Origin of the sequence: Paenibacillus sp. NPDC058898 (assembly GCF_049316025.1) — a bacterium.
Taxonomy (GTDB): domain Bacteria; phylum Bacillota; class Bacilli; order Paenibacillales; family Paenibacillaceae; genus Paenibacillus_AQ.
Genome location: NZ_JBMOSM010000015.1, coordinates 59,170 through 77,139 on the forward strand (window position 1 = coordinate 59,170; position 17,970 = coordinate 77,139).

17 protein-coding genes and 1 riboswitch are annotated in these 17,970 nt (G+C 46.3%); of the genes, 16 read left to right on the top strand and 1 reads right to left on the bottom strand.

Translation table 11 applies throughout. From position 1 onward, the window contains the following. Positions 1–202: 202 nt before the first annotated feature. Positions 203–1,408, bottom strand: coding sequence for an MFS transporter (locus ACOZB4_RS28635; protein ID WP_379405747.1), 1,206 nt, complete (start codon positions 1,406–1,408; stop codon positions 203–205). Positions 1,409–1,539: 131 nt separating this feature from the next. Here ACOZB4_RS28635 and ACOZB4_RS28640 point away from each other — a divergent pair, with 131 nt between their 5' ends. The 16 genes from ACOZB4_RS28640 to ACOZB4_RS28715 all read left to right on the top strand — a co-directional run bounded on the left by ACOZB4_RS28640 (position 1,540) and on the right by ACOZB4_RS28715 (position 17,894). Beyond that, positions 1,540–2,778, top strand: a complete 1,239-nt coding sequence (locus ACOZB4_RS28640; protein ID WP_379405749.1) for an aminotransferase class I/II-fold pyridoxal phosphate-dependent enzyme — start codon at positions 1,540–1,542, stop codon at positions 2,776–2,778. Beyond that, entirely contained in the window at positions 2,778–3,218 is a 441-nt protein-coding gene (locus tag ACOZB4_RS28645; protein ID WP_379405751.1) for a hypothetical protein, read from the top strand. Before ACOZB4_RS28640 ends, ACOZB4_RS28645 begins: the two co-directional genes overlap by 1 nt. Positions 3,219–3,278: 60 nt before the next feature. Next, entirely contained in the window at positions 3,279–4,100 is an 822-nt protein-coding gene (locus tag ACOZB4_RS28650; RefSeq protein ID WP_379405753.1) for a DUF6597 domain-containing transcriptional factor, read from the top strand. A 117-nt stretch (positions 4,101–4,217) separates the two neighbouring features. After that, positions 4,218–4,643: a VOC family protein gene (locus ACOZB4_RS28655; protein WP_379405755.1), complete on the top strand. Its 426-nt coding sequence runs from the start codon at positions 4,218–4,220 to the stop codon at positions 4,641–4,643. Between the two features lie 32 nt (positions 4,644–4,675). Continuing rightward, positions 4,676–4,775: riboswitch (purine riboswitch) on the top strand. A gap of 68 nt (positions 4,776–4,843) precedes the next feature. Further along, positions 4,844–6,007, top strand: a complete 1,164-nt coding sequence (locus ACOZB4_RS28660; RefSeq protein ID WP_379405757.1) for an MFS transporter — start codon at positions 4,844–4,846, stop codon at positions 6,005–6,007. 427 nt (positions 6,008–6,434) lie between these two features. Then, positions 6,435–6,908 carry a MarR family transcriptional regulator gene (locus ACOZB4_RS28665; protein WP_379405759.1) on the top strand — a complete coding sequence of 158 codons (474 nt, stop codon included), beginning with the start codon at positions 6,435–6,437 and terminating at the stop codon, positions 6,906–6,908. Beyond that, complete coding sequence (locus tag ACOZB4_RS28670; protein ID WP_379405761.1) at positions 6,892–7,563, top strand: nitroreductase family protein; 672 nt, start codon at positions 6,892–6,894, stop codon at positions 7,561–7,563. Before ACOZB4_RS28665 ends, ACOZB4_RS28670 begins: the two co-directional genes overlap by 17 nt. Next, positions 7,563–8,009 (top strand): nitroreductase family protein, encoded by a 447-nt coding sequence (locus ACOZB4_RS28675; protein ID WP_379405763.1) that lies wholly within the window; start codon positions 7,563–7,565, stop codon positions 8,007–8,009. The genes ACOZB4_RS28670 and ACOZB4_RS28675 overlap by 1 nt, the downstream gene beginning before the upstream one ends. A 229-nt stretch (positions 8,010–8,238) precedes the next feature. Next, complete coding sequence (hprK, locus tag ACOZB4_RS28680; protein ID WP_076321691.1) at positions 8,239–9,156, top strand: HPr(Ser) kinase/phosphatase; 918 nt, start codon at positions 8,239–8,241, stop codon at positions 9,154–9,156. A 158-nt stretch (positions 9,157–9,314) separates the two neighbouring features. Beyond that, positions 9,315–10,109: a DUF2935 domain-containing protein gene (locus ACOZB4_RS28685; RefSeq protein ID WP_379405766.1), complete on the top strand. Its 795-nt coding sequence runs from the start codon at positions 9,315–9,317 to the stop codon at positions 10,107–10,109. A 265-nt stretch (positions 10,110–10,374) separates the two neighbouring features. Then, entirely contained in the window at positions 10,375–10,764 is a 390-nt protein-coding gene (locus ACOZB4_RS28690; RefSeq protein WP_379405768.1) for a YkvA family protein, read from the top strand. A 292-nt stretch (positions 10,765–11,056) separates the two neighbouring features. Next, positions 11,057–12,550, top strand: a complete 1,494-nt coding sequence (locus tag ACOZB4_RS28695) for an arylsulfatase (protein ID WP_379405770.1) — start codon at positions 11,057–11,059, stop codon at positions 12,548–12,550. 131 nt (positions 12,551–12,681) lie between these two features. Then, entirely contained in the window at positions 12,682–13,335 is a 654-nt protein-coding gene (locus ACOZB4_RS28700; RefSeq protein WP_339265446.1) for a SprT family zinc-dependent metalloprotease, read from the top strand. 516 nt (positions 13,336–13,851) lie between these two features. Further along, positions 13,852–14,106, top strand: coding sequence for a CUE domain-containing protein (locus tag ACOZB4_RS28705; protein ID WP_076321686.1), 255 nt, complete (start codon positions 13,852–13,854; stop codon positions 14,104–14,106). Between the two features lie 205 nt (positions 14,107–14,311). Beyond that, positions 14,312–14,950: a L,D-transpeptidase family protein gene (locus ACOZB4_RS28710; RefSeq protein WP_339293528.1), complete on the top strand. Its 639-nt coding sequence runs from the start codon at positions 14,312–14,314 to the stop codon at positions 14,948–14,950. 379 nt (positions 14,951–15,329) lie between these two features. Next, on the top strand, positions 15,330–17,894 hold the full coding sequence (locus ACOZB4_RS28715) for a LuxR C-terminal-related transcriptional regulator (protein WP_422759712.1): 2,565 nt from the start codon (positions 15,330–15,332) through the stop codon (positions 17,892–17,894). The last annotated feature ends 76 nt before the right edge of the window (positions 17,895–17,970 follow it).

Consider the following 17,970-nt stretch of genomic DNA (forward strand, 5'->3'; position numbering starts at 1 on the left):
TAACCGGCATATAGTCGACAGTCATTCAAGCATGCCTGATAAACTGAATAACAGTAAAACAAAAAGCTTACGCCGTTATATAACGGGTAAGCTTTTTGAATTTAACGATTAATGAACGCTGATCTGGAATGTTTCCCATCCCGATACGATGGTCTGGTTGTCGACCATAGAAAAGAATGAGAAGGATTGAAAAAAGGGCGTTCTACGAAGCCTTTGCCGATGCCAGAGGCGTTAAACCCATATGCTCTTGATCCAGCTGATGGCAGCGGGAGGTAACGGCAAATGCTCCGATTGCGAACACAACGGCAGCCCAAGGCAGATATTCGAGACCAACGTTATCCACGACAAGGCTGCCCAGTAGAGAACCAACGGCGATGCCCAGATTGGATGCGACCGGCATAAGTGTAGAAGCGAAGTCCTTGGAGCCGGCTGAAGATTCATCCGCTAGGTCAATCAGGTATAATTGAACGGCGGTACTGAGCGCAAAGGAGAAGCAGGCGACCAGCATTAACGACATTAAGGCCATCCACGGGAGTGATAGGGTAAGAGCAAGCGCCATCATAATCATCGCTTGGATGATGAAAATCACTTTCAATTTTACCCTTGAATTTCCTTGCGCTACCTTGGCCCCGAGCCAATTACTAAGAATGGTGAAGGCGCCATAGGCCAGCAGAACGGTACTGATCCATTGCTGCGGAATTCCCATTACATTCTCTAAAAGCGGCCTTATGTACGTGTATACGATAAATACAGAGCCTACGCCAAGGACCGGAATGAAGAAGGCAAGTCGTATCCGCTTGTTCTTGAACAAGGCAAATTGCTGTTTCATGGAGCTTACGCTAATGGTATTGCTCTTGGGCATGACAACCATCATCAAAACTAGCGGGATGATCCCGACCAATGATGTAACAATGAAAGCCGTTTGCCATCCGGCCATCTGGCCGATTTGCGTTCCGACAGGAACGCCAAGGACATTCGCAATCGAGAAACCTCCGATGATCCAGGCAACCGCACCAGCCCTGCGGGAAGCGCTCATATGCTCGCTTGTTGCGGCAATGGCCAGCGATAAAGTTAATCCGCACAGAATCGCGGTGATGATGCGAATGAATAACATGACGGGGTACGTGGTGGCAAAGATGGTCAAATAATTAAACAATAACACCGTAATATACGCTGTCAGAATGGTAACATGCCGAGGAATACGTCCAAGCAGCGTGACCGCAAACGGCGTTCCGATGGCGTAAGCAATGGCAAAGCTGGATACGAGGACACCGGCAGCAGCAAGCGAAATGCTGAGACTTACACTGATGTCTTTTAATAATCCAACAATGACGTATTCGGTAGTACCAAGTACAAAGGCTGCAAAAGTAAAGGCGATAATAAAGATGGTCTCTCGTGTTCTGGTCATGGTTGTCTCTTCTCCTGAATTCTCTTTTTGTATGCTTCGATCTTACGTTATGAAAGGCTTTTCAAGTCAAGCCTGAGATGAGGATTTTAAAGCGATGCACCTCCAGCTTCATGCTATAATGTAGGGAAAAAGTGGAGTGGGTGGATATCTTGCCGAATCAAACTTCAAAACGCAAATGGCGTGCAGACAAACTATCGCAGATTGGTTCTTCCATATTCGCCGAGGTCAGCGAGTGGAAACAAGAGGCTCTTCAAGAGGGAAGAGATATTATCGACTTGAGCATCGGCAGCCCTGACCGTGGTCCTTCTGCGGATATCCGTGAGGTGCTTAGCCAAGAAGCGCTGAAAGAAGATAACTATACATATCCAGGTACTAGAGGAGTCGCGGAGTTTCGAGAACAGTCAGCGGCTTGGATGGAATACCGCTTTGGTGTAAGTGTCAATCCCGATACCGAAATACTCGCCTTGATGGGATCTCAGGATGGATTATCGCATCTGGCTCAGGCCATATGTAATCCGGGAGATGTGGCCATTGTACCGAATCCGGGTTACCCAATCTATGCCGGAGCGCTTGCGATTGCAGGCGTTAGGCCTTGGTATCTTCCGCTGAAGGAAGAGTTTGGATTTGTGCCGGATCTGGACAGCATTCCGGAGGAGGTTTGGGCGAAAGCGACATTCATTCTGTTGAATTTTCCGGGGAATCCGATTGCGGTCCGGGCTGATTATGCTTTTTTCGAAAAATTGGTCGGGTTGGCAAAACAATGGGACGTACTGATCGTTCATGATCTTGCATATTCCGAAATGGGTTTTGACGGCTATCGCCCCATGAGTATTCTGCAGGTTCCCGGCGCGATCGACATCGCAGTAGAATTTCACTCCTTCTCGAAGAGCTTTAACATGGCAGGCTGTCGCATCGGCTTTCTTGCCGGTCATGAGGAAGCAGTGGGCGCGCTGCGGGAGTACAAAAGCAATATTGATTTTGGTGTATTCAAGCCTGTACAAATTGCGGCTGTCCATGCACTGCGTCAAGCCATGGCATCTGGCCATGAGGAACAGGCTGTCGCTTCACTATATGAGCTTCGGCGTGATGTCCTCGTGGCATCACTTGCCGAAGCAGGATGGGTTGTACCTAAGCCTCAGGCCACGATGTTTCTATGGGCCCGGCTCCCTGAAGCTTTTCGTGATGTTCAATGGAGCTCGCGCCGTTTCGCCCGCGAATTACTGCTTGAAACCGGCGTAGCGGTTATTCCTGGAGATGCTTTCGGTTCCGAAGGAGAGGGCTATGTGCGAATCGCGTTGGTGCAGGAAGAGCCAGCTTTGCACGAAGCGGCACATCGTATAGGGAAGTTTATTCGGGGGCTTAAGTCGTAATGAAATGGCTTGGAGTTTCCTTTGTCATGTTCCTGGGGCTGGCGCTGTTCCCACAGAGTGCGGGCGAACACATTCAACATCCTGTATCGTACATAGAGGAAGTTGAGGGCGATACAAGCCATGCTCCATATAAGGTACAATTCATAGACTTAGATAAGTACCAAAGTATCGGAGCATACGAGAATACGTTTACCGCCGTACCAAATAATGGAAAAAAATTAACCGTTAAGGTTCGTAATAGGAACAGCTCGGGCACAGTGATTCTGAATGTCTACCGAGGAACGGAGGAATTCGGATATATGGATGTCAAAGCCGGCAGGGAGGGCATCCGAACATTTGTCATGAATGATGGGAGCGGAGTAACGGGGGATTGGAAGGTTTACGCTACGACACGTGACGGTCATGTGATGAACCTCCAGGTTCAAGCAGGGCAGCATTAATCAATGCTGTAATTCAGTTGTTAGTTACTTGAGTCATTCGCTATCCAACGTTAATAAAGGGTGAACACATTGCGGAACTATGTCCCTATACAAGCTCCAACGATAGAGAATCCGTCTCCGGACTCTTCTTACACCTATCACGAATATCTGCCAAGCCCGGCATTAAGTCCTTATGTGGCCTGTTATTGGACCTTGGATTATACAGCTTCGCCACTTCAGCAGCCGCTTCATCGCATTCTTCCTGACGGTTGCGTCGATATTATATTTAATCTGAAGATACGGGATGCTTCAACCTCCGGCTTTATTACCGGACTGATGTCATCTTATGAAGCCATGAGATTGACGCAGGATCAGTCATTGTTCGGTGTCCGTTTTTTTGCGGAGTCCGTCCGCCCATTCATACGTTATCCAGCTTCCGATTTCCGGGAGGGTCCTGTGTTTTTAGAGGAAGCCTGGGGGCTGGATGTGAATCAGCTGAACGAGGAAATGGTCACAGCACTGGATTCCGCCAACCGAATGGATGTGGTTGAAAGGTTTTTAATGAGCGTCTTAGGACAGAATAACGTCTGTTCCGAGCCGCTGCTAGAGCATGGCATGCAGTATTTGTACGCTGCTAAAGGAAGAATAACGGTTCGTGCCTTGGCCGAAAAACTTAATTATAGCGAGAGAACCATAAGAAGAGCATTTCAGAAGGAACTCGGCGTCAGTCCGAAGGAAATGTCGGAGATCATTCGTTTTCAAAATTTGCTGCAGGAGTTACATCAGGCCAAGCCGATCCGATTTCCTGATATTGCTGCCCAATACGGCTACTATGATCAGCCTCATTTTATTAACAACTTCAGGCGTTTATATGGCATGTCACCCGTACAGGCTTTGAAGTGATCAATGATGGAATTGTTGATGTGTAGAAGCACGTTGTCCGTTTTTTACAATCATTCAATAGAGTCATCGACGAAAATAAGTATGAGGTAACGATGATGCATAGGAGGTAATGCCATAATGAAAGCACGTATATCCGTACTTACAATCGGCGTCGATGATCTGGAGCGGTCATTGAAGTTTTACCGCGATGGACTCGGACTCCCGACCGAAGGGATCATTGGGACGGAATTTGAGCATGGGGCTGTAGCATTCTTTGAATTGCAAGCGGGCGTGAAGCTGGCGATATGGAATCGCAAAGATCTGTCAGTTGAGGCGAATGTTCCTCTGTCCCCTCCGAGTTCCTCAGAGTTTACCATCGGTCACAACGTCGGCAGTAAGGAAGAAGTGGATGAGGTGATGGAGCAAGCCAGAAGGGCGGGTGCAACGGTAACCGTGCCAGCACAAGACACATTCTGGGGGGGCTACTCCGGCCATTTTCTCGATCCGGACGGACATTTGTGGGAGATTTGCTGGAATCCTGCTTGGGAGCTTGATATTTCGTAACGGATGTGATAAATTAAACAACGATTGTTTTGAAACTTAATAAAATATTTGAATGTATAACCTCATTAATATGGTCTGAGGGTCTCTACCAGGAACCGTAAAATCCTGATTACAGAAAATGTTTCTCATTTTTTGTAATCAGGATTTTTTTTGTTGATTATAGGCAAATACGACATCGAAGAAGGGGGATTCTATTCCAGATGAATCTGAAAGTATTAATTCTAGCGATTTCGACGATATCCGTCGGGTTGGTTGAACTTATTGTTGGCGGAATACTGCCGCTCATCGCGGATGACTTGCATATTTCACTCGGCACGGCTGGGCAGCTGATTACCGTGTTCGCCCTAGTTTATGCGGTAGCAGGACCGGTTCTCCTTGCCCTTACGGCAAGAGTGGAGCGGAAACGGCTTTATATGATTTCCTTATTTGTTTTTTTTATCGGTAACTTGCTGGCTTATGTAAGCCCGAATTTTACGATGCTATTGGCTGCTAGAATATTAACTGCCATGAGCACAGCGCTGATTATCGTGTTATCGTTGACCATTACCGCCAAGGTGGTTGAACCTGAACATCGGGCGAAAGCATTAGGCGTTATTTATATGGGAATCAGCTCATCGTTGGTGCTTGGCGTGCCGCTCGGTATTTTGATTAGTGAAGCTTTTGGATGGAGGGTACTGTTTCTCGGTATCGGCATTCTGTCGATTGGCTCCATGATCTTGATTTATATGTTTCTGGATCGGATCAAGCCTGAAAATGTCACGCCGTTATCCGTTCAGATCAAGGCGCTCGGCAAATCGAAAATCGCCGGAGCGCATCTCGCTACCTTATTCATGCTTGCAGGGCACTACACGATTTATGCATACTTCACGCCGTTTCTTGAATCCGAACTTGGGCTGAGTCCATACTGGATCAGCATCTGTTACTTCCTGTTCGGACTATCCGCAGTCGGCGGTGGGGCCTTTGGAGGCGTACTCGCCGACCGGCTGGGGTCGCATAAGAGCATTGTAATCATCATTACATCATTCATGTTGGTGCTGTTCCTATTACCGTTCTCCACATTCTCGATCGGCGTATTTTTGGTCGTGATGATGATATGGGGTGCATTAAGCTGGAGTCTGGCCCCTCCGCTGCAGAATTACTTGATTCAAGTAGATCCGGGCTCGTCCGATATCCAGCAGAGTTTCAACAATTCCGCGCTGCAGATCGGAATTGCCCTGGGATCCGCTATCGGCGGCCTTGTGTTAGAGCAGGGAGGTACCGTATCCAGTACGTCTTGGGTAGGTGGAGGAATTGTCATGGTGTCGCTAATCTGCGCCGTTTATTCCTTAACGAGACCTGCGCTTGCATTGAAGACAAGCAAATAGCCCATTATTGCTCATTATCAAAAGACAGCTGCGATGACGCAGCTGTCTTTTTTCTCCGCTAGAAGCTCCGCTAGAAGCTCCGCTAGAAGCACAAGGCATAAACGCGTTCTACTGGCGAAGATCCTGCTGCATTAAAGGCTGATATGTAGAATGGACGGAATTGACATCGGATCAAAATAACCTTAAAATAGAATTGTTTCATATGAATGAATATTTCTGTGTTATTTCGATTCGTTTCCCATTTTACTGATTATTTATTTATTCAATGGAAACAATATTCTGATCTGAAGGGGGCGATATGGACTGGAAAAACTGAAATCATCATAACTTTCCGAGGTGTAACTTCCCTGGTATGCTCATATTGTTTCTTGCGAAACTAATTTTGGTTATAATGAAAAAAACAATGAGTCGAGGAGCTTGCATAATCATGAGTACGAGCAAAATAAAAAACGTTATCCATGAAAATTTCATTCAATTTCTGCAGCAAAAAGAACAATATGAGAACCGGTTAAGCAGCGCTTTTATCGAAGATCTCCGGAAACTAATAGAGATAGAATCCACACTAAACATAACGGAACTACATACCATTGCGTGTATTGGTGAGCAAGAACCGATTAATGTTACTTCCATTGCCGAAACGATGAACCTGAGCAAAGGGAACACCTCCAAGATAACCAATAAATTATTGAAGGCGGGTTGGGTTCGCAGGGCCCAGCTCAATGATAACAAAAAAGAAGTGTACTTCCGGCTAACAGCGGCCGGGAAAAGGCTTTTTGCTATTCATGATGAGCTCCATATCAAGGAGCAGCAGAGGATGATCGATTTTTTGGACAGATATAGCGAATCCGAGCTTGATCTTATGAAGCGATTATTTGGAGATTTGGTTGACTTTTATCATTAAGAATATGTTCGCCGATGCGATACTTGAAATCTTGAAGAGTTATTCAAGCGAGCAATGGCTGGGGGTTGAATGCATGAATTTCGTGAAGACGATCAGAGAACGAAGAAGCATCCGCAAGTTTAACTCCATTCCCGTGGACCAGGAGCTGGTGATCGAATTACTCTACGCTGCGCGGCAGCTTTATCCGTCCACAGAGGAAGTGGCCTTCCGAAGCGTGTATGCGGGGACGGCGGATTCGAAGGAACGTTTGGCTGTCAGTATGCTGGAACCGCTGGTGAAGAACAGACTGGTCAAATGGCTGCCGGAAAAGGTTCGGGATTTCGTTCGGAAGAGGGTCACCGATATACCTGGCCATCTCATCATCATTGCCTCTACGGATGCGGACAGAAGGAAAAGAGATATGAATTATGCAGCGGTCTGCGGGATCATGCAAAATTTTCAGCTTCTTGCCTGGCAACGTCGGCTCGGTACGCTGTGGGATACAGAACCGATGATGCAGAGCAAAGAATTATTCGAGCTGTTGAAGCTGCAGCCTAATGAGAGACTGGTTGGTATTTTTCATCTCGGATACTTCGATAAGGCCCCAAGAGGCAGAGCACGTACACAAGCTGAAAAGAAATGGACAATGATATCGAGTCGAGGAGGGGCCATTTGATGAGTTATAGCGCTAAACCTGTTTCCGAAAATCATATTCTGGAATTGTTAAATGTTGCTGTATGGGCTCCTAATGACGGAATGCGGGAACCTTGGCGGTTTATATTTATTGGCTCCGGCAACACAGACATGTTATCTGATTTACAGGATCAGGCTCCGGCCTATCTGATATTGGTTATTAAGGAAGATCAGGATCCTCATAAAAGAGAAGAAGATTACGCAGCAGCAAGCTGCCTCATACAGAATTTCCGTCTGCTCGCTCAGGATCACATGCTCCATGTGCGAATGACGATGAATGACTGGATTTATGATAGAGCTTGCACCCGTCGATTTGGTGTTCAGGATGGCGAACGGATCGTTGCCGTTCTGGAAATGGGATATCATGAACAATCCATGGAGCCTGTGAAGGTGGAGAGCACACCGGACCTTACCTTTGAGTTGTTGTAGATGGATGCCATGCAAGCCTACGATAATGATCACATTATATACTCACAAGAGTCGCCAAATAGGCGACTTTTTTTGATGTAAACTCATGTTTGGAGGCAGTCATGGTCGTCCTGGATCTAAATTAGCCGGAAGGGTGGGTGTCTCGTAAATGGAGACAAAGAGGCAGGAAAATACTTGTTGCTCGTTGAATATATCCGAATACATACTGCAACCGCAGGAGGAGAACAACATGAAGTCGATCACCGTTCAAAGTCTCACGGAAATTTTTCATTTGGAAGTACTTGCAGGAGCCAATCGCATGGATCGCATGATTACCCGTCCACAGACGCATAGGCCTGGGCTGGAGTTTGTCGGGTATTTCGATTTTTTTCCTATGGAGCGAGTGCAGGTGCTCGGTCGCAAAGAAATCAACTATTTATTGACGCTTAGCATAGAAGAACGCAAGTTGCATATCGGGAATATCGTCAAATATCATCCGCCGTGCTTTATTGTCACGTCAGGACAGCAGGAGATTCCTTATCTGACGCTCTTCTGTAATCAAGAGGGCATACCATTATTGCGGACGACAGAGACAACAACGGAATTTATCGCTAAGTTAGACAGCTATTTGGTGAAGACACTGGCACCGGAGATGTCGATCCATGCGGTATGTGTGAATGTATCGGGCATAGGAATCCTGCTTCGGGGTAAATCCGGGATTGGCAAAAGTGAGACAGCCCACACCTTGATCAGACGTGGTCACCGGTTTGTGGCTGACGACATTGTGGTGCTTAAAAAGCTGGGCCCTTCAACACTTCTTGGCACACATAATGAGACAACACGCGAGTTTCTGGCGCTGCGCAGCATCGGCTTAATTAATGTCGTTCGTCAATACGGACGCACGGCGTTCCAGGACGAGACGCGAATTGTGCTCGATATTGAGCTGTCGCCTTGGCGGGAAAATTCCCTAAACAACGAGCTTGAGGCGGTACCTCAGTTTACAGAGTATTTAGGCATTCAAATTCCGCATATCGAGGTTCAGCTTCAACCGGGACGCGACGTTGCCAGTCTGATCGAGGCGGCGGCCAACAATTGGTATCTTAAACAACTCGGATACAGCGCGGCTGAAGACTTTATGAAACGGATCGAAAACGAGATGCAGTCGTGAGCCGGCTTTACGAAAACAATAGAAAACTTCTTGTCCCGTATTTTTCATGAAGTGATGCTCGAGTCGACGAGTAATGTTCGATTAACCCTTCAGCGTTCTACTCGGCTGTCAGTAGCATATATTTTCTGAGAATAACGCTATTGGGAGGGGCTTGATCAATGAGTGATCCCTTGTATGAACACCGGTTTTGGTTACAGATTCTTGGCGACCACTGTCGTTTTATTTTTACTGCGCTTTCACCCAAGGAAAAAGGGGATATCGCCACAGCCGAGTCCTTAATGGCTAAATTTGATATGCTGCTTGGGGAGTCGCGGCGACCCGATGCCACTACATTCATCGAGAAACTGACGAAGGATGCCTATAAAGCCTCTTATGAACTGCGAGAGTTCAAGCTGAATTTGCTGGAACGACAGCTTGCAGGCAAAATTGATTTTCTCCTGACACCTTCCTTTGTCAACCATATGGTCAATGAATTGGAGGAATATCTTCGGATACTACAGGCGTTACAAGAAGGTAAGGGCGTACCTCTGTTCCATCCTTTGCATTATGATATGTTGTGGCTGCAGGATGCATATGGTCATGCAGCAAGCCTAGCGGCCGATCTAGATTTTGTTGAAAAGCCGTTAATTGCAAAAAGTATGGCGTTTCAGAAAGATTTTGAAGGTTTTTATCTAAAGGCAGTAGAAATGACGGGGTATTTAAGGACCCATATAAAAGATTTCCCTGCGCTGCGCAAATTCCATGCTGACGTAGATCTTGAAATGAGAGTGTTCATGCATTTTCTGGCGGAACTCGAAGATTTTGAACTGCGCGGGGAGGTGCTGGATCGGATTAATCCGCTGATGCCGGATCATATGTATCGTGAAGAGTGTTACTATTTGTCCAAGTTGGCTGCTTTGGGTGAAATACAGAACCCGAACTGCGATCCGACAAAGCCAAGAGTCACTGGTTGAAGAGTGGTGCCCGCATGCCTTGCATTTGATCGAAAGCCTGTCACTCGATGTATGCTGATCAATAAAAAGATGGCGGTGCATCTAGAACTGACCAAGGTTGCCTCGAATAAGCAAAGTCCTTACGAAGTCGTCATATTGGCGGCTTTTTTGCTATAACGACCAGGAGTTTGCAGTCATAGCCACCTAACTAACCAGTAGAAATCAGTTAGCTGCTGGACAGGATTGCATGGTAATATGAAGTAAAATGTTTTGTAGGAGATCGGATATGGTAGCTAGGATAAAGAAATGGGCTTGGATGTTAAAAAGAAAGATCTTTTTACTTTATTTTGCCTATAAGGATAATCGGACTCCCTGGTACGCCAAAATATTTGCCATATGTGTTGTCGCTTATGCCTTTAGTCCAATTGATTTGATTCCGGATTTTATCCCTGTACTCGGCTATTTGGACGATGTAATATTAGTCCCCCTTGGAATTGCGATCACATTAAAAATGATACCTAAAGCCGTGGTCCAAGAGCATGAACTACAAGCCGAGGAACGGATGAAGCGCGGTAAACCGAAAAATTGGTTTGCAGGTAGTATGATTATTGTAATATGGATAGCGGCTGCGCTATGGATTTCACTTATTGCATATCGGCATGTGTTGAATCAATAGGATGCGAAAGCTTCAATGGATCAAGGAGTAGTTTGCTAGCAACGAAATGATAGGAGTCGTACGATTGCGGCTCCTTTCTACTTTTTTTCAGGTATCTCATCAACGGTTTCTTCAACAGGGACGTTAGGATTTCAACAAAAGGATATTAATGATTTCGGACGAATACTTTTAATAGAACATCTCGTTTTTGGGTAACTGCGATGACTTATTAGTCAGTGGGTGCCGTCCCGATAAAAGTGGAGTTGACCAAATTTTGAAGAATTCGCGGGGTGTAGTTGGGAGGGGGAACGTGATGAATTCAAGTCAAAACCAAGGAAGGCCAAATGTTCTACTCATTACAGTCGATCAGATGCGTTTTGATTGTCTCAGCATAGCGGGTCATCCTGTCGTTGAGACGCCCAATCTGGACGAGCTTGCGAGGACTGGTGTACGGTTTAGCCGTGCCTATTCTGCCACACCGACTTGCGTACCTGCAAGGGCAGCCATATTCACCGGCCAATCACAGCGGGCTCATGGCCGTGTCGGCTATCAAGACTGCGTGCCATGGGATTATAAGAGAACGCTGCCTGGGGAATTGGCCGGTGCCGGTTATCATACACAGTGTATCGGCAAAATGCACGTCTATCCGGCACGGAATCTGATGGGGTTCCACAATGTCATGCTTCACGACGGTTACTTGCATCACAACCGCAATTACCACAGTATTCCAATGCAGGATCATTACGATCAAGTCGACGATTACTTGCAATGGCTCCGTGAGAGGGTGCCCGGCGCGGATATGATCGATCTCGGTCTGGATTGCAACGCATCGACCGTCGCCCGTCCTTGGCATTTGGCAGAAATGCTGCATCCGACGAATTGGGTGGTCACGCAGTCTATTGATTTTCTACGTCGCCGAGATCCCGGGAAGCCATTCTTCCTGTGGATGTCTTTCGTCAGGCCCCATCCGCCGTTCGATCCTCCGCAGGCGTATCTGGATCTGTATGAGGAGGCCGATATTCCGGAGCCGCCGGTGGGTGACTGGGCGCAAACGGAAGACCCCGATCTGGCTGGGTACTCTCCTACGACAGGGAGGGGACTGGTACCGAAACGCCGCTTGCGTAAAGCGATGGCTGCCTATTACGCCCTGATCACGCATAGCGATCACCAAATTGGCCGCTTCTTGCAATCGTTGAATGAATATGGCGAGCTGCAGAACACAGTCATCCTGTTTACATCGGACCACGGGGAGCTGCTTGGAGACCATCTCTTATTCCGGAAGTCTCTTCCGTATGAAGGGAGCACCCATGTACCGTTTATCGTCAATGATCCGGGCAACCGATTAGGCTTGCAGCGCGGCATGGTGTCGGATCAAGTGGTGGAGATGCGGGATATCATGCCTTCGCTGCTGGAAGCGGCTGGCGTGCCAATACCGGATACAGTCGAAGGAGAAAGCATCTGGAGACTTGCCTCAGCAGAAGAGAAAGAAGGGCAAAGCGTTCGGTCTTGGCGCCACCATCTGCATGGCGAGCACGCACAAGGAATGCAGTCGAATCACTGGGTGACTGATGGGAAGGAGAAGTACATCTGGTTCTCCCAAACGGGTGAGGAGCAATTCTTTGACCTGATTGATGACCCGCAAGAACTGCATAATGCAATTGCGGATGAAGAACGCCAAGAACGTATCCGATATTGGCGCTCTGTTCTCATACAGGAGCTTGATGGTCGTGAGGAGGGCTATACGGATGGGCAACAACTGATCACAGGCCGGAAACCATCAGCAATATTATCCCATATTAAAATATAGCTGCATTTTTTTGAGTGTGCTTTATTCGAGCCCATAAAACACGCAACAGGTTGAATCTTACCACAAATAGAGGAGGATTCGGTTCCATTCTGCTACAATGAAGATAAAATCTTTTAGAAACGAAGTTGAATATGAAAATTGAACTAGGACAACAACAAATAGAATGTCATGTAGAATATGGCCCACGCAAAAAGATCTCAATCCAAATTGATCCCTCAGGGCTTGTTACGGTGAAGGCACCGAATCATACAGGTGATGATGTGGTCCTGAACGCAGTGAGGCAGTATGGGGATAAAATTTTGAAACAGCTGCAAGCGATTGAGGAAGCTCGAACTGCTCCGAAGGTCAGAGCATACGAAGAGAGTGGCAAATTCCTTCATCTTGGCAAATATTATTCGCTTGATGAGTTAATCGAAACGCATGGGCTTACGGAAGAAGCGCTCCAGCATGAACTGAAGAAGTTTTACTTCGCCAGCTGTAAGAAGGTGATCGGGGAACGGATAAAGATCTATCAGAAGCAGTTGAAAGTTACGCCTAAATCCTTCACCGTTGAAGAATCGCGAACGAAGTGGGGCAGCTGCAGCTCGACTAAGCATCTTACCTTCAATTACCGTCTCGCGATGGCGCCTCTTGAGGTCATTGACTATGTGGTCATTCATGAGCTCTGTCATCTCATTCACATGAATCATGATCGCTCCTTCTGGCGACTCGTTGGCAGCATGATGAAGGATTACAAAGCGAAGGAAGCGTTCCTTGCGAAGTATGGACACGCCATGACATTATAATGCGCTGGAGAAGAATGTGAACTGAAGCAGTTAGCATGAACGTAAACAAGTAACTGAGAATATTCCCAAACCGGTACGAATCATGATCGAAAATAAACACATATGCATGCTTAAGCCGCCAATTGGGTGGCTTTTTTTCTTATCCAATATCGAGCTTGGGCGGTTTAATTACAGACTTTATAATGCATCCCGCACACTGGAGAAACTTGAGTGCCAAAAAAGAACCGAACTTAGGTTGGTTATGAATCGAAGGCGCCCTTATAGGCCTGAACCAGAAACGCTCTCAGTTGTTCCTGACCAATTCCTGGATCAGGTGGCTTGTGAAGAAATCATAAGGGAGAGTGACGTTTATGATATCTTCACAGCTTCAACACATTTAATATGTATGATAAAGGAAGAGTCATTACTGACCCGAATATCAGTAGGAACATGCCAGCTATGAAGGTTATTTTATTAATCATCCTAAGCAAGATTGAATCTTACTGGGCATGAAGGTCTTGAAAGGAGGTGAACATCATGAACTCCAAGTTCATCGCGATAGTAGGTGCTGCTGTTTTGACACTTGGCATCGGAACTGCGGTCTATGCTTCGGAGGTAGCTCCAAGTACCTTTAAAGACATGATTCCATTCATGAAAGAAATGCATCCCAATCTCAGCGATTCCGATTTAGAGCAAATGTACAATAATTGTCACGGAAACTCGAACACCCAAGGCATGATGCAAAATAACTCTATGATGCCAACAGTAAATTCAGGCTCAATTTATAATTGATTTGAACCAGCAAAAAAGACTGTCTATGCACAGTCTTTTTTTTGTTTAGATTTTTTTGTTTTGTCATCGAAGGAGGAGAATCGACAAAAATGAACTGTATAAAATGACGTGATTGATTAAATATTAAAGATGTTTGATCAATATGAAAAATAACTTAACTTGGTGAAAATACATGATACCAACTAATCAAAAATTAATTCTAATCATGTTGGCAATCCTAGGAGTATTTCATTTAACTACTCCTGTCTTGCCGATTATACATGATCAAAGCGATCTTGAGATTGCAATTTACCCCGAACGTCACAAATTACTTGTACGAGAACATGGGCAAGTAATTAAGACCTACTCTGTAGCTGTTGGCAATCCGTCAACTCCGACTCCAGTGGGAGATTTTAAAGTTGAATATAAAGGAACGAATTGGGGACCCTCATTTGGCCCACGTTGGATAGGATTAAATGTACCGTGGGGGAATTTTGGAATTCACGGTACGAATAAGCCCTATTCAATTGGTCAACACCTTAGCCATGGTTGTATCCGGATGCATAATAAGGATGTTATTGAACTGTACGAATTAATTCCGATTGGAACCAAAGTAACGATATACGGTCATGTACTTGGAGACACAAATCAAAATCCGAGGGATTTAGCTGAAGGGGATGTTGGTGGAGATGTGCAGCTTATTCAATCCCGTCTAAAAAGTGCAGGATATTACAATGGGGAATGTGACGGGAAGTTCCGCTTCAATACAACCGAGTCACTTAAGAAATATCAGAGGGATCATCACCTTATTCCAAATGGTGTTGTTTCTCGAAAGGTATATGAAGAGTTTGGCTTGATTGAATAAATGAGAATCCAAGGTAAACAGCCCTCATTCTGCTTAAGCAAAATGGGGGCTGTTTGTTGGCGGCAAAAACGGATTCACGCGACCATCACAAAGATCAACCCATTCATAATCGTCCATGCTGCTTTACTTAGATGGCATATTGAGTGATTTCCAAGTATCGACTCTATCAAGAAAACGAGTTGTTCCCAAAATACAGGTGCAAAAGTTCTTAAACTAAGATAATCTGAATTTTAGATATCCTTCATTTTATAAAACATGTCACACATATACTTGGTTATCCCCTGATTCTGGAAATTTTTATTGACAAAACCTAAGAAACGGCCGATAGAGGCTAACGAAAAGAGGCTGCATGATACAAGAGAGAGAGGAAAGCCATTTCTTGCTTTCAACTAAATTGAAACTGCCCCAGCCCCTTTATCAATCAGTGCCGCGTCCCCGGCTGCTTGCACGATTGAATGCGGGACTAAACCGCAGGGCGACATTCGTGACGGCTCCTGCCGGATATGGTAAAACGACACTGGTCAGTGATTGGGCCAGACAACTGGACCTACCCGTCGGGTGGTTATCGCTGGATGACAAGGATAATGACCTCATCCGATTTTGGAACTACTTCATGAAAGCGATCGAACAGGCAATCGGCAGGTTGTCAGACTCCGTTCGTGCCGCGAACGCAATGCTAAGCCCGGGCCAATACGAGCCATTTATAGTTGCTCTGTTAAATGAATTGAACAGCCTGAATGAGCCGACTATTCTGATATTGGATGACTGGCATGTCATACATAATACGGATATCCAGGCGTCCGTTTCTTATTTTCTGGAGTATTTGCCTTCCTACGTGCATCTTTGTTTCTCAAGTCGAAGCATCCATGGATTTCTAAAGTCGAGATGGATTAGTCGGGACTGGATCCAGGAAATCCATACCCAGCAGCTGTGTTTCAATTTGCAGGAGACGGTGAATTTCTTCCAAAACGTTGAGAAGAGGGATCTGCAGAGAGAGCAGATTGAACGAATCCAATTTCAAACCGAGGGCTGGGTGACAGGACTTAGGCTGATCTCGTTGTCTATTCATGATGATGAGTGGATGGGAGCTTTCAAGTACGTACATTCCAATCCGGAACGCGTCGAGCTATATTTATTCGAGGAAGTGTTTGAATCGTTGGACGAGCCAACAAGGCAATTTCTGTTGAACGTCTCGATTTTACAGCGAATGAACGGTCAGCTATGTAAGGTTGTAGCTGGCGAACATGGTGCACAGATGCTAGCGGAGCTGGATAAACGCAACATGTTCCTCATCCCGCTGGATGAGAACAGGGACTGGTTCCGATTTCACCATGTATTCGGCGAGTTTTTGCTGAAGCAGCAGCGACACCTTGATTCTGCGAGGACAAATGTGCTCTTCCAATCGGCTGCAGCCTGGTGTGAATCGCAGGGACTGCTCGAAGAAGCGATAGATTACTACTTGGCCGGAGCCTATCATTCGGAAGCGATACGTCTGCTAGAACAGATGAGAAGTTTGATGGTCCGCAGGGAATTTTCGACCATGAAGGTGTGGTTGTCGGCGATTCCCGAGGAACTGCTTATGCAGTATCCGTACCTTTATTTTTCGTACATTTTTTCGTTATTGTGGTCCCAGGAGCTGGAGCTGTCGGAACGGTATTTACAGCTAGCAGAAAAGCATTATGCTGCTTCCTCAGCAAGCTGGAGCCCGGAAGAGAATAATCGCTATTTGGGATATTTGTATTATGTAAGGAATTTTAAAGCGACCCAATATGACATGGATATGATAAAAGGACTGGAGTATATCCATCTGTCACTTCAGCATAGTCCTAAAGGAACGGATCTGATCTTTGCATCTCCTCATATGCCACTTTCTCCTTCTATCTACAGGTCATACAATGGCAAGCGCGGCCAACATTTGCCTCGAGGCCTTTCGGATACCTTCTTTTTGAGCATGATCGAGTTCATGAAGCCAATGGACCTGCAGGATTCGGTCGTTGTTTGTTATGGAGAATTACTCTACGAACGCAACGAGCTGGAGCAGGCGGAGGCTTACTTGAAGCTGGGCTTACAAGGCACGAGTCAGGCGCATTATCAACCAGAGAAGGTATACGTTCCCGCGAGTCTTTTCATGTCACGTATCAGCAAATCCAGGCAGGACATCAGTCAAGCCGAAAAATGGTTGGAGGAAGCCTATAGAAGGGCGATTGAGGATGGCGCTAAGGAAGCCCCCATCTTGCTGGATGTCGAAATGGCTCGTCTTCGAGTGGATTCTGGAGACTTATCTGCAGCTATTGAATGGAAGGATCGCTACAAGGTCTCGTCGGATGATCCGGTATCCGTATATCAGCTATTCGTCTATATCTTCCTTGTTAGAGTATTGGTGGAGACCGGCAACACTCAGGAGGCATGGGCGTTATCTGAGAGATTGCTGCAAATTGCGGTAAAAGGCCATCGTCCGATGGACGCTTTGGAGATCCAAGTGCTCCAGGCGATGATGCTGCAGGTGAGGGATAAGCCGCAACAAGCACTGCTCAAGCTGGAAGAGGCGCTTACATTTGCGAAGCCTGATGATTATATCCGTGTGTTTGTTGATAAAGGCCATCTGGTAGCAGAGCTGCTAGCGGAATATGTCCAACATCGTCAAAAAGGGAATATTCGAGATAAAAATGCGCCTTCACTTGCCTATGTGCGGAGAATATTGTCCGCTTTCGGAGGAACAGCCGGATCTCCGGTACAAGGCAAAGCAACATTAGAAAAGCTTCTGACACCGCGAGAATATACGATATTTCGTTATATGGAGGAAGGGATGGACAATCCGGCAATCGTTGAAACGCTTGGCATCGGAATGGGGACCTTGAAGGCACATATCAATCGCATTTACAGCAAGCTGCAGGTGAAAAACCGAGTCGAGGCGATTAAAAGAGGTAAAGAGTTTCAGGGTTAAACACAGAAGTTTCAACAGCAGGCTCGCCGGATGGCGGGTCTCTTTTTAATGTGTGAAGTATAACCGGGCCTATAAC

What these genes read in the sequence shown, in the direction of transcription:
- ACOZB4_RS28710 (WP_339293528.1), top strand. Translation starts at nt 14,312, where the DNA reads ATGTTGGCAATCCTAGGAGTATTTCATTTAACTACTCCTGTCTTGCCG.
- ACOZB4_RS28690 (WP_379405768.1), top strand. Translation starts at nt 10,375, where the DNA reads ATGGTAGCTAGGATAAAGAAATGGGCTTGGATGTTAAAAAGAAAGATC.
- ACOZB4_RS28635 (WP_379405747.1), bottom strand. Translation starts at nt 1,408, where the DNA reads ATGACCAGAACACGAGAGACCATCTTTATTATCGCCTTTACTTTTGCA.
- ACOZB4_RS28685 (WP_379405766.1), top strand. Translation starts at nt 9,315, where the DNA reads ATGAGTGATCCCTTGTATGAACACCGGTTTTGGTTACAGATTCTTGGC.
- ACOZB4_RS28655 (WP_379405755.1), top strand. Translation starts at nt 4,218, where the DNA reads ATGAAAGCACGTATATCCGTACTTACAATCGGCGTCGATGATCTGGAG.
- ACOZB4_RS28665 (WP_379405759.1), top strand. Translation starts at nt 6,435, where the DNA reads ATGAGTACGAGCAAAATAAAAAACGTTATCCATGAAAATTTCATTCAA.
- ACOZB4_RS28660 (WP_379405757.1), top strand. Translation starts at nt 4,844, where the DNA reads ATGAATCTGAAAGTATTAATTCTAGCGATTTCGACGATATCCGTCGGG.
- ACOZB4_RS28700 (WP_339265446.1), top strand. Translation starts at nt 12,682, where the DNA reads ATGAAAATTGAACTAGGACAACAACAAATAGAATGTCATGTAGAATAT.
- ACOZB4_RS28645 (WP_379405751.1), top strand. Translation starts at nt 2,778, where the DNA reads ATGAAATGGCTTGGAGTTTCCTTTGTCATGTTCCTGGGGCTGGCGCTG.
- hprK (WP_076321691.1), top strand. Translation starts at nt 8,239, where the DNA reads ATGAAGTCGATCACCGTTCAAAGTCTCACGGAAATTTTTCATTTGGAA.
- ACOZB4_RS28695 (WP_379405770.1), top strand. Translation starts at nt 11,057, where the DNA reads ATGAATTCAAGTCAAAACCAAGGAAGGCCAAATGTTCTACTCATTACA.
- ACOZB4_RS28675 (WP_379405763.1), top strand. Translation starts at nt 7,563, where the DNA reads ATGAGTTATAGCGCTAAACCTGTTTCCGAAAATCATATTCTGGAATTG.
- ACOZB4_RS28705 (WP_076321686.1), top strand. Translation starts at nt 13,852, where the DNA reads ATGAACTCCAAGTTCATCGCGATAGTAGGTGCTGCTGTTTTGACACTT.